Source organism: Acidipila sp. EB88, from assembly GCF_003858395.1.
GTDB lineage: Bacteria > Acidobacteriota > Terriglobia > Terriglobales > Acidobacteriaceae > EB88.
The window spans coordinates 3,478,844-3,491,634 of record NZ_QWEV01000005.1 but is presented as its reverse complement, the minus strand read 5'-3'; the positions used below and the strand labels follow the sequence as shown (position 1 = coordinate 3,491,634).

At 61.9% G+C, this 12,791-nt stretch carries 6 protein-coding genes; 3 read left to right on the top strand and 3 right to left on the bottom strand.

Translation table 11 applies throughout. The features are described from left to right. Positions 1–226 precede the first annotated feature (226 nt). The 3 genes from mqo to D1Y84_RS14730 form a co-directional block, all read right to left on the bottom strand. Entirely contained in the window at positions 227–1,726 is a 1,500-nt protein-coding gene (mqo, locus tag D1Y84_RS14740) for a malate dehydrogenase (quinone) (RefSeq protein ID WP_124849366.1), read from the bottom strand. Positions 1,727–1,879: 153 nt separating this feature from the next. Further along, complete coding sequence (locus D1Y84_RS14735) at positions 1,880–3,268, bottom strand: amidohydrolase family protein (RefSeq protein ID WP_233581444.1); 1,389 nt, start codon at positions 3,266–3,268, stop codon at positions 1,880–1,882. A gap of 167 nt (positions 3,269–3,435) precedes the next feature. Then, positions 3,436–6,696 (bottom strand): carboxypeptidase regulatory-like domain-containing protein, encoded by a 3,261-nt coding sequence (locus D1Y84_RS14730; RefSeq protein WP_124849365.1) that lies wholly within the window; start codon positions 6,694–6,696, stop codon positions 3,436–3,438. Positions 6,697–7,136: 440 nt separating this feature from the next. On the opposite strand from D1Y84_RS14730, the gene D1Y84_RS14725 reads away from it, so the two are divergent. From D1Y84_RS14725 to D1Y84_RS14715, 3 genes are all read left to right on the top strand, one after another. Continuing rightward, positions 7,137–8,690, top strand: a complete 1,554-nt coding sequence (locus tag D1Y84_RS14725) for a GWxTD domain-containing protein (RefSeq protein ID WP_233581585.1) — start codon at positions 7,137–7,139, stop codon at positions 8,688–8,690. A 90-nt stretch (positions 8,691–8,780) separates the two neighbouring features. Continuing rightward, positions 8,781–9,836, top strand: coding sequence for an NAD(P)-dependent alcohol dehydrogenase (locus D1Y84_RS14720; protein WP_124849363.1), 1,056 nt, complete (start codon positions 8,781–8,783; stop codon positions 9,834–9,836). Positions 9,837–10,022: 186 nt separating this feature from the next. After that, a complete protein-coding gene (locus D1Y84_RS14715) occupies positions 10,023–12,722 on the top strand; it encodes a glycoside hydrolase family 3 C-terminal domain-containing protein (protein WP_233581443.1) in 2,700 nt (899 codons plus the stop codon). The last annotated feature ends 69 nt before the right edge of the window (positions 12,723–12,791 follow it).

Here is a 12,791-nt window from a genome sequence, read left to right as displayed (position 1 = left end):
GCGTACCGACTCGCCGATGTGCTGGTTCGCCAAATGGCCGACGCTGTCGGCCATGCTGCTCAATCACACTACCGGCAGTGCCGAGATCGCTCCACGCAGCCTTGTCGACAATCCTTTGAGCGACAGGTCCGCACGTCTTTCCGGGCGTCCGGAATGCTAACTGACCTGCGAACACGACTTATGTGTGCCTTGATTTTGCGTGTAGCGGACGCTAGTCACCAGCACACTAGCCCAGTCGAAGCACCGCACCCGTTCGATCCGAAACCCGCTCGAACAGCGCTGGATCGGCATGCAGGGATCGTCCGTAGCTCTGCACGATGCCCTGCAGCGTACCCTCCATGCACTCCTGCTCACGCAGCACCGGCATGCCGGCCGAGATCAACTGCAACATGATCGCGACGGCGGTGGAAGCACCAGGCGACGCGCCCAGCAGTGCAGCAAGCGAGCCGTCTGCCGTGCGGATCACCTTGGTGCCGAACTCGAGCACGCCGCCTCTAGCCGGGTCAGGCTTGATAATCTGCACCCGCTGCCCGGCGACCTCGAGCCGCCAGTCCTCGGCCTGCGCCAACGGCACGAAGTCGCGCAGGGCGCCAACCCTGTCGTTCTGTGACTGCATGACCTGCCCGATCAGGTACCGGGTGAGCTCCACATTGTGGATACCCGCACCCAGCATGGCGCGCAGGTTGCCGGCGCCTATCGAGCGGATCAGGTCCGTGTACGAGCCACTCTTCAGGAACTTTGTGGAGAAGCCTGCGAAGGGTCCAAACAGGAGCTCCTTACGGCCGTCGATCATGCGGGTATCTAGGTGGGGTACCGACATCGGCGGCGCACCCAGTGCGGGCTTCCCGTACACCTTGGCCGCGTGGCGCTCGATCAGTTCGCGATTGGTGCAGCGAAGCCACTGCCCGCTCACCGGGAACCCTCCATAGCCGCGACCCTCGGGCACGCCTGATTTCTGCAGCAGCAGCAGCGCTCCCCCGCCCGCTCCCAGAAAGAGAAAGCGTGTCAGGATACGCGATCGCCGCCCGGTGGCGAGGTCCTCCACTTCGATCTGCCAGCGATGATCCGACTGCTGCCGCAGGTCCACTACCTTGTGGCGAAAGTGCACGGTACTTCCCTGCTTCTCCATCGCGAGGAGCAGCAGGCGCGTCAGCCTTCCGAAATCCAGGTCGGTGCCGTCATCCGCGCGGGTCGCGGCAGCGGGAGTCGCCTCGTCGCGCCCCTCCATCATCAGGGGCACCCAGGCTTCCAGCGTCTCCCGATCCTCGGTGAACCGCATCTTTGCGAATAGCGGGCTGGTCTGCATCGCGGCGAAACGGCGGCGCAGGAAGTCCACCGACTCCGTGCCGGAAACAAAACTCAGGTGAGGGAACGCATGGATAAACTCGGAAGGGTCGCCCAGCACACCGCGCTCAACCAGGGTCGCCCAGAACTGGCGTGACTGCTGAAACTGCTCGTTGATGTCGATAGCGCGATCAATCGCGATGGTGCCGTCCGGCCGCTCGGGGGTGTAGTTCAGCTCGCACAGTGCTGCGTGGCCTGTACCCGCATTGTTCCAGGCGTCTGAGCTTTCGCTCGATGCCTCGCCCAGCGTGTCCACCAGCGTGATCTGCAGATGGGGAGCCACAAACTGCAGCAGCGTGCCCAGCGTTGCGGACATGATGCCGGCACCGATCAGCAGCACATCTGTTTCAGACGGGAGCGAACTGCGAACGTGTTCCGTCATCAAGAAAGAAGCCCGCGCCAATGCATGGTCATGAGCTCCCATTCTAGTCGACCAATCCTGCAAATGGCCGCTGGCTCATAGGGGCCAGCCTGATCGCCGCGGCGAATCCCGGACGCACGCCAGGCTTCGCCGAGGTGCACCCGCACCAGGAAGCTAGCGGGTCGCCGCTTCGGCCCTGAGGCGCGTGCGCAATTGTGCCAACGCCTCCGGGGACAAGTAGCGGCCATCCGTGACTACCCCCGCGATCGTGCGCGTGTTTCGAATGTCAAGCAGCGGGTTCTTCCGGAGCAATACCAGATCAGCAACGCGACCAGCCTGCACCGTGCCGAAGTCACCCTCTCGCTCTAGGAACCTCCCCGGGTTGAGGGTCGCGGTCTGCAGCGCCTGGAGCGGCGAAAAGCCGGCAGCCACAAAGCGCTCGAGTTCGCGATGCAGACTCACGCCCGGGATCACATCCACCCCGGCCGGCGTGTCAGTGCCAGCGAGAAACGGCACCCCGGCGTCATGGAGCCGGCGCACCAGCTCCAGTTCGTGCACCACAAAGCGCTCCCGCACCGGCAGCGGGTCCGTGTCGAGGGACTTGAGGATGGCGGTACGCGAAGCCGGCCACTGCTGCGTAACCCAGCGATGCCCGGCGTACGCGAGATCAGGGTCGCGCGTGTAGTCCACCGCGTCGACCAGCCATTGCCCCCGTTCCCAGAAGAGCGTGGGGCACTGCCATACGTGGTGGGCTGCCAGCAGCTTCACCATGGCGGCCTCGCGCGCCGGGTCGTAGGTGTCCAGGAACATACCGACTGTTTTCGTGCCGGTGAGGTAACGGTCCTCGTCAGGGGAGCTCGCCTCGAAGATGCCGATCAGGTGCTCAAAGGTGCGCTGCCCGCTGGCCACAGCCTCACGCGCGCGGATGCTGTCGGGCACATGTCCTTCAAACGCGATCCCGTCTTTTTTTGCCTCATCGACGATGGCGAAGTACGCCGCGCGTGGCACCCCGGACTGGACCTTAATGAAGTCGACGCCGCGGTCGTGCAGCATGCGCACCGCTTTGCGTCCGTCCTCTTCCGTGCGGATCGGGATGGCCGCCGTGTACTGGGACTTTGGCCCGTCCAGCATGGGACCGGAGACCACCATGCGCGGGCCCAGGATGTGGTGCGCCGCGACATCGGCGCGTGCCTTGAGCACGGCATCGAGATTGCTGCCCATGTCGCGCACACCGGTTACACCATTTGCAAGCAGCAGCGGCAGGATCAGCGCGGTGCCATCCGCGGCCGTCTGCCCGAAGTAGACATGAGTGTGCATGTCCCACAATCCCGGGATCAGGAACTGCCCGGTACCGTCCACAACCTGGCCAGCCGTGGGTGCGTGCGAACCGGTTGGGGCAACGCTGACGATGCGATTGCTGCGAATCTGCACCGTCCGGTCGGGCTGGGTAGCCCCGCTAGCCGTGTCGATTACAGTAATGTGCGTGATGGTCAGGAACTGCGCCCGCACCCCTGTTGAAACGAGAAGCGCAGCGAGGACGAAGACTCTACCGAGGATGAACACGCAGCTATGCTACGGCCTTTCTCCGAATCGTAGTGGGTTAGGAGCTGTGCGCAGGGCGGAAGATTGGCATGTGGCGTGGACCTGATTTCCGGGCAAAGAGAAAGGCGGGGAACTGATCCCCCGCCCTGTTCTGTGCGTATGCCTGAGGTTTCAGTCAAGCGCAGTTTCTAGAACTCGAACCGGATCGAACCGCGTCCGTAGAAGGCACGCTGGAATCCGAGTGGCTTCAGGTAGTCCTGGTTCGGCACTCCATACGCCTGAGCACTGTCCTGATCCACAGCGGTCAGTGAGCGCGAGTTGGTCACGTTGAAGGTGTCGAACGTCAGCTTGATCGCGCGATTTTCACCAAGGGCCACGGGATAATCCGTGTGCAGGTCGAGTTGGTAGTTGGAGGCATTGCGACCCAGCGAGCCACGAACTCCAAGAGGAATCTCTCCCGGATCGGTGTAGACGGGGTGAGCGCCAAAGTTGGTGATCGGCTGGCCGGAGCTCGCCCGGAACGCAGCACCTGCAGTCAGCTTCTTCGCAAAGCCACTCGGTACCACGTACGACCCGAACAGGTTACCCACCTGGCGGCGATCCGTGTTCAGGTAGCCGGGCGTGTACTGGTCACCCAGCATACCGAGCGCGCCCTGCGTGAAGTCGAACAGCGAGCTGATGCTGGGATCGGACTGGCCATTGTCGTTCCGATAGGCACCTTCGTAGTTGCCGAACAGCTTGGCCCAGCGATAGTTCACACGCAGCAGGAAGTTGTGGCTGAAGTTCTTGTTCACTTCCAGCTCAACTGCCTGGTAGTGACGGCGTGGGTTAGGCTCGCCGTCAGGCTTGCCATCCGGGGTAGGCAGGGCTACGGTCGCGGGGTTATTGCCGCAAACACCGCCTGGGCCTGCCACCTGGCCAGCGCTGTTCATGAAAGGCTTATTGCCATAGCCGGTGTTGTAGTTTTGTGGGCAGTTCGCCGGCGCCCCATTGTTCGGAAGTGCTGCATTGAACGTGTAGGGCGTCTCCACTTCGTTGACAAAGTAGTCGGAGGTGGCGCTGGGATTGCCAAGGGCAAAGTACTGCGGCACAAAGCCACTCAGAGCCCCTTCCGGGGAGGCACCAGCCTGATCTTCAATCACGCGCAGGAGCCGACGGTCAGTGTAGCGGGCGCTCAACACGAAGCCGTTGAACTGCTTCTCGATGCCACCCACATACTCTTCTTCAAAGTTGAGCTTGGTTCCGGGCTGGATCAGCTCTGGCGTGGCAGCACTGCTGATCGAGATGTTGGAGCCTTCCGCACCTGCAGCAGCGATGCCGCTGATCAGATGCGCGGCATCCACAATGGGATTGGCGGTACCGTTTGCATTGAGCAGGACGTTGCCATTGCCATCTGTCTGGGGCGTGAAGTGTGCGTGGTAGATATCCTCTTCCTGGCCAAGCGCCCGGATTGCCGAGTCCTGTGTCAGAGATTGCGTGTAGCGTCCCCAGTTGAAGAAGACCTTGGACTTGCGGTCACCCTTGGGATCGAAGTTGATGCCGAGCCGGGGCGACCAGTTGTCGTTGAAGATATACGTCTGCGCGATACCGCTGAGCTGCTCCTGCTCCCAGCGGATGCCGGCATTGACAGTCACGCGATGTCCGATGGACCAGTTGTCATTGCCGTAGACGACGTTGTAGTTCATCCCGGAGGGAACGACCGGGTTGCTGAAGAGACCGCGATCCATGTCAAGGTAGACCTGCGTGCCATTCAGAAGCGGGCAGTACTGGACCGGGCAATTGTCTCCCGCAGCAACGGCGTACAGGTCAAAGCCGCCGCTCGCAGTTGAGCCCGCGAGCGGGGCCAGGACTGCACCGCCGGCCGCGTTTGCGGTAGGGAAGGTGAAGCTGCCACCGCTGTAAGCCTTGGTCAGGTCGTAGATGTTGTGGACAAAGTTGTAGCCGACGGACAGGCTATGCTGCTGCCCGAAGAAGCCGACGGTCTTCTCAGAATCAATGCTGAAGCTCAAGGCCCGCGTGTTCGGGTTCTGGGTAAAACCAAGCCCTTGGGCCGTGTAGGTCGAGGTCTGCACAGCCCCTGAGTAATCCGTCACCTGGAACACGTTCTCAAGCCCGGTCTCGGTAAAGTGGCTGTTCTTTCTGGACGCGGCGATATCGAAATCCCACGTCGCAGTAGGCGTTCCCGTGATGTGTACCGATTCGCTGCGGCTTCCATAATTCCACCGGCTGAAGCCAGTGTCGTTGGTAAGGTTCACGTTCGGGTAGTAGGGCGAGGTGTCTTGGTCGACCGGGCCGTATCCTGCGTTGGTACGCGAAGGATCGCCGAAAGCAGAAGCATCGATCGTCAGGTTGTCGCTCGGCCGGAAGGATACCTTGCCCGCCCAGCTGTTCACGGTCGTGTTGTTTGTGTACGGACCGTGTACCGACAGCGTTGGCGGATCACCGGGCACAGCCGTTGGCGCAATCCAGTTGAACTGGTTCAGTGCCGGATTATATGCACCGTAGAAGAACAGCTTGTCATGCAGGTAGTGTCCGGGGACGTACCCGCCGAACTCAGCCGAGGCATCGTACTGGGGCTGCGAGAAGACCCTGCCACGTACATTGACGCGGTTGAAGTAGTTGTCAGCGTAGCGCTGCGTCGCGCTCATGCCCGCGGGCGCAAAGAACGAAGCAACGGCCCCGTGATAGGTCGTTCCGCCGGACTTGGTCACGATCTGAATGACGCCACCATCACCCAGGCCATACCTCGGCTCAAACGCGCCGGTCTTCACCTGTACTTCCTGGATAAAGGTAAGGTTGATGCCGGTGCCGAGCGAGCCGTAGGTCGGGCTGTAGGTGCCGAGTCCACCGTAGCCGGCATCGCCGATGTTCACGCCGTCGGCGAAGTACTCGTTCTCGAGACCGCTGGCGCCACCAATCGAAGGGTTGGACGTACCCGCGCCGCCGCTGTTCACCACGCCGGGAGCCGTTGAAAACAGGCTGCCGACGTTCCGGGCCATGGGCACCTGCTGGTAGAACTGCTCTGTCAGGTTGGTGCTGATGGCAGTCGAGCCGGTGTCGATCTGGGTGCTGGTCGCATCCACCTGCACGGTTTCCGCAACAGCGCCCGGCTTGAGCTGCAGGCTCACATTGGAGGAGCGGTTGATCACTACTTCAAGGTTCTTAGCCTCTTCAGACTGGAACCCTTCCTTCTGCACGCTCACGGTGTAAAGCCCGGGCGTCAGGCTGCCGATAGACCAGTGGCCGGCCCCGTCGGCCGTTACGGTGCGCGAACCTTCGCCACCCTTGATGGTGATGGTTGCGCCGGGAATCGACGCTCCGCTCGAGTCCGTGACCTCACCGGCGAGGCCACCCTTGGTGCTTGAAATCTCCTGCCCGGAGATGGCCGAGGACATAAGTGCGGTAGCGATAGTGACAGCGCAGCAGGAGTACTGGAGAGAACGCTTCATGCAATGGCTCCAGAAAGCTAGGGATAGGTCAGGCGTGTACGGCAAGCAAATCGGTGCAGCAGGGTACGCGGGGGAGGGATACAACTTTGTGCCTTGCACGTGTCGGACCAAAGCCGCGGCTTAGGGGAATCCCCGCGAAAACGCGGCAACGCACAAGCTTTCATGCTGCGCGGGCCCTACCCGCCACCGGCACAATTCCAATTCATGCAGGAAGGTTACGGGAAACTGTATAACTGGGGCAGCACCCAGCCTGCGTTCCGAACTGCTTACAATCAGGCGTACAGGCGCTGGCGGTTTGCTGCCGGTGCCTCCACTTTGCCTGACTAGTCCGCGAGGTCCCTACGCTTAAACGCATTGCTTCATCCTGTCTCCTGGTTTCGATCCTGCTGCTGTGCGGCCTGCGCACCACCACAGGGTACTGCGCGGCCACGTTGCCGCCTGTGTACGCTCACTGGCTGAACGAAGAGGTGAACTACCTCATCACGGATGATGAGCGGCAGCTGTTTCAAGGACTGAAAACAGATGATGACCGGGACAGGTTCATCGAGAACTTCTGGCGGGTGCGCAACCCGGATCCGAACGCGCCGACCAATGAGGCCAAGGATACGCACTACCAGCGCCTTTCCTATGCCAATGTGCATTTCGGGTATGGCAACGTGCAGGAAGGCTGGCGCAGCGACCGCGGCATGGCCTACATCACGCTGGGTCCACCCCAGCAGATCCAGAAGTATCTGGAAACGCGCGAGCTCAAGCCCATTCAAATCTGGTTCTACCAGAACCTCACCGGCGCGGTTCCGGTGCATTTCTACCTGCTTTTCTACAAGCCGAGTCCGGCGGAAGACTACGAACTGTACTCGCCCTACGGCGACCGCCCGCAGAAGCTTATCAACTCCACGAATGCAATCAACAATGATCCGGTCGCAATCAAGCTGATCCAGCGCGATATCGACGACGAGGCAGCGCACGTTGCGCTTTCGCTGATACCCGGCGAGCCGGTCGACCTCAAGAGCCCGTCGCCCTCCCTGCAGTCCGACGTATTGCTCAACAACATTCGCAACTACCGGAACCTGCCGCAGATCCGAGAGATGGTGGTGGCACGACACCAGGCGCTGGAGGGGGTGACGCACCGCATTGTGCTGGGTGAGCAGTTCAGCAGTCTCTCCATCATGGCCACCCGGGACGGGGCAAACCAGGCAAGTATCCACTACCTGCTGCGGCTGCTGCACCCCAAAGACTTCGCCCTCGGTGAACAGACCGGTGGGCGACACTACTACTCGGTCCGGGTAGACAGCAGCCTGTCGGATACCAGCGGCAAGGTCATTGCCCACCATGCCCAGCAATTGACTGACTTTGTGCCGTCGGATCAGTTTGACACGCTCCGCAAGGAATGCTTCGGGGTGGAAGGTCGCATGGACGCGCCTGCAGGCAAATATCAACTCAACCTCACGCTGACCAACCTCGACACCAAGCAGGCCTTTCACCAGGTGCGCGAGGTGCTGGTGCCCGGCGCCGAGGACCGGCTGGGCATGAGCCAGGTCTTTTTTGCCGACACGGCACCCCCCAGCAACAGCACCCATGCGCATGACCCTTTCAGCTTTTCCGGGGCACGCCTCCGTCCCATTGGCTCAGACAACGCGATCGTGATGCAGGGCAAGCCACTGCGAGCGATCTTTCAACTGTGGGAGGCCCCCGGAACGCCGGCTGCGCTCAGAGGCAAGCCGCTACACCTGCACTACCTCATCGGGAAGCTCAACGCACCGGCACGCCAGGAAGAAGATCAGACGGTGGATCGCGGCAGCTTCAGTCCGGACGGCAACCTGCTCATGGGCAAGGATCTGCCTACGCAGGACCTTGCGCCCGGCCTGTACCGGCTCGTCATCAAAGCATCGGACCCCGACACAGGGGCCACTGCGTACCAGTCACTCGCCTTTGAACTGCAGGACCAGGAGCACCCCACAGAAGCCCTGTGGACGGTCGACGCCCCGAACGACTGATCCCCACGGGATGTCAAGCGACGCGTCACCGGTGGCAGGGCGGCGCGTTCCTGATACACAGCAGCAACCTTGCACGTGTAGCGTAAAGACATGTCAACTGCCAAAGCTTACGCCGCTACCAGTGCCACCACGCCGCTTGCCTCCACCACCATCCAGCGCCGCGAACCCGGCGAGCGCGACGTACAGATCGAAATCCTGTTCTGCGGGGTTTGCCACTCCGACCTTCACTACGCCCGCAATGAGTGGAGCGGCATGCCGCCCGTGTTCCCTGCCGTGCCCGGCCACGAGATCGTCGGACGCGTCACCCAGGTCGGTTCGGCCGTGACCAAACACAAGGTTGGCGACACCGTCGGCGTTGGCTGCATGGTCGGCGCGGACCTTTCCTGTCCCATGTGCAAGAAGGATCTTGAGCAGTTTTGCCCCAACATGGTGCTGACTTATGGCTCGCCTGAAAAGGCTACCGGCAAGGTCACCTACGGCGGCTACTCCGACAGTGTCGTGGTGGATGAGCACTTTGTCCTGAAGGTCCCGGCCAATCTCGACCTCGCTGGCACCGCGCCCCTGCTTTGCGCCGGCATCACCACGTACTCGCCGCTTCGCCACTGGGGTGTGACCAAGGGCAAGAAGGTCGGCGTCGTCGGCCTTGGCGGTCTTGGTCACATGGGGGTCAAGTTTGCCCACGCCCTGGGCGCGCACACGGTTGTCTTTACGACCTCGCCCAAGAAGAAGGAAGACGCGTTGCGGCTCGGCGCTGACGGAGTGATCATCTCGACCGACTCTGCGGAGATGAGCAAGCACGCCGGCACCTTTGACTTCATCCTGGACTGCGTCGCCGCCGAGCATGACCTCAACGCTTACGTCCAGTTGCTCGCTGCAGATGGCACCCTTTGCCTGGTAGGTGCGCCCGACACTCCGCTGCCCATCGGTGTCTTCGGATTGATCTTCGGCCGCAAGAGCATTTCCGGCTCGCTCATCGGCGGTATCGCGGAGACCCAGGAGATGCTGGACTTCTGCGGCGAGCACAACATCACTGCCGACGTGGAGATCATCCCGATCCAGAAGATCAACGACGCGTGGGATCGCATGGTGAAGTCGGACGTCAAGTACCGTTTCTCCATCGACATGAGCTCGCTTAAGAGCGAGTAGCACCTCCTAACGCCTGCGACCGTGTGCGGACCACCCGGACCGCACACCCCTGCAGGGCTTCCGGCCACAATGCTCCCCCTCCGCCGCGACGTCATGGTTAGCTGAGGATTGACGCAGGTGCGCCCGGCGCGGATACTTGCTGCGTTCAAAGATCAGCCTCGCTTGTATGCGCGAAGGAGTCCTGCTTTGGCCCCCAGCACGCCGCGTCTCTGTGTTCTGCTTATTCTTTTGCTTGGTTCGCTTCTGCAATTGCCGGCAAGTCAGCCGGGCCTCGCGCAGACCCGCCCGGTTGCCAACTCTGCCCAGCCCTGGGTCGACGTTTCCCTGCCCCTGGAGCAACGCGTCGACGCGCTAATTGGCCAGATGACCCTGGAGGAGAAGGTCGAGCAGATGCGCGATCATGCGCCTGCGATCCCCAGGCTTGGCGTGCCCAGGTATGACTGGTGGAACGAAAGCCTGCATGGCGTGGCTTTCGCAGGCTATGCCACGAACTTTCCGCAGGTGATCGGCATGGCAGCCACATGGGATACGGCCCTGGTGCACCGGATGGGCGAAACGATCTCTACCGAGGCGCGCGCCAAGTACAACCAGGCCATGCGCGACAACGATCATGAGGCGTTTTTCGGCCTTACCTTCTGGGCGCCCAACATCAATATCTTTCGTGATCCCCGCTGGGGTCGCGGGCAGGAGACGTACGGGGAGGATCCGTTCCTCACAGCACGCATGGGCGTTGCTTTTGTGACCGGCATGCAGGGAGACGATCCAAAGTATCTCAAGCTGGTGTCAACGCCCAAGCACTATGCCGTGCACAGTGGTCCTGAGTCGACGCGTCATCGTGCCAACGTGGATGTCTCCGCCCACGACCTCGAGGACACGTACCTGCCGGCGTTCCGGGCCGCCGTCACCGAGGGCCACGCGCAATCTGTGATGTGCGCCTACAACTCCATTGACGGCGCACCGGCATGTGCCAATGCCATGCTGCTGCAGGAGCACCTTCGCAACGATTGGCACTTCGAAGGCTATGTCACCAGCGACTGCGCTGCGGTGGCAGACGTCAACACTGGCCACCACTACGCCCCGGACATGGCACATGCCGCGGCGGCCTCGGTGAAAGCCGGGACGGATCTCGAGTGCGGCTTCGCGAAGGGACAGGCGTTCCCGGCACTGGTCGACGCAGTACACCAGAACCTCATTACGGAAGCGGAGTTGGACATATCGCTGAAGCGCCTGTTCCGCGCACGCTTCCGGTTGGGCATGTTCGACCCGCCGGCAAGCTATGCGTATGGGCGCATCCCGTTTAATGAAAACAACTCGGACGCGCACCGCCAGATCTCGCTCCAGGCGGCGCGCGAAGCCATGACGCTGTTGAAGAACGATGGCGTGCTACCGCTCAAGCAAACGATCGGCAACATCGCCGTCGTGGGTCCCACGGCTGAACTGGTGCAGTCGCTGCAGGGCAACTACAACGGTCCACCGCCCAGCCCGGTGTATCCATTCGATGGCATCAGCAGGCACTTCTCGACAGCCCAGGTCCGCTACGCTATGGGCTCCAGCCTCGCAGAAGGCTTCGCCATGCCGATCGAACACAACGCATTGCACCCAGCGGCGGGCAGCGCGGAGTTCGGGTTGAAAGGCGAGTACTTCAACGCCAAGGATTTCAGCGGTCAGCCTGTGTTGGTGCGCACGGATCGGAATATCAACTTCAACTGGGACAAGGTGGTGCCTGTCGCAGGTCTCCAGCGCAACGATTACTCTGTACGCTGGAGCGGCGTGTTTGTGCCGCCCGCCGCGGGCGATTACAGGCTCGGTGTCCGCATTAACTATTGCTATGCCTGTGAGAACGCGGAGAACTTCCGCCTATATCTCGACGACAAGCTGCTGCTGCAGAGCAGCGCGGGAAAGACAGGCGAACGTGGAGCGGTGCTGGATGCCGCGGTCCACCTCGATGGGGTACAGCCGCACACGATTCGCCTGGAGTACCTGCACGGCAGCGGGAGCGCCGGGATCGATCTAACTTGGCAGGCGCCTGCACAGGTGCTGCGGGAGGAAGCAGTGGCCGCGGCTCGCAAGGCCAATGTCATCGTTGCCTGCCTTGGACTCTCGCCCTCGCTCGAGGGCGAAGAGATGCCCATCAAGCTGAGTGGCTTTGCCGGCGGTGACCGCACCGCCATCGACTTGCCTGACACGCAGGAGGACTTGCTGAAAGCACTGGTCGCTACGGGCAAGCCGGTCGTGGTGGTGCTCGAAAACGGCTCCGCGCTTGCCGTGAACTTCGCTGCGGAGCATGCCGCGGCCATCCTGGAGGCGTGGTACCCCGGGGAAGAAGGCGGCAATGCGATTGCCGAAACCCTGTCTGGAGCCAACAATCCCGCCGGTCGATTGCCGGTGACGTTTTACCATTCGCTTGCTCAACTCCCGGCATTCGAGGATTACTCCATGTCGGGACGAACGTATCGCTATCTCACAAGCAGTCCCCTGTTTCCTTTCGGCTTCGGGCTAAGCTACAGCAGCTTCACCTATAGTGGGCTCAGGATAAAGGCGGAAAAAGTGAGCGCCGGCGAGCCAGTACAGGTGGAGGCGGTGGTGAAGAACACCAGCCGCGTAGATGGGGATGAAGTCGCCGAGCTTTACCTTGCGCAGCCCCGTACCTCGGTATCGCCGCGCCTGGTACTGGCAGGCTTTCGCCGCGTTCACCTCAAGGCCGGCGCCTCGGTTCAGCTTGCATTCACCGTAGACCCTCGCGCGATGAGCGAGGTGGATGCGCAGGGTGTCCGCTCCGTGATGGAAGGGCAGTACACCGTTAGCGTGGGTGGCGCGCTGCCGGGAGCTGGCAGCAACCAGGCAGCGACGTTTGCAGTGCAGGGGCATAAGGACCTGCCTCGGTGAACGAGGCCGCGATTGCACTGGCACGCCTACGCAGCCGGCGGGGTTGAGCATCAGGTCGCACCTGGGGAG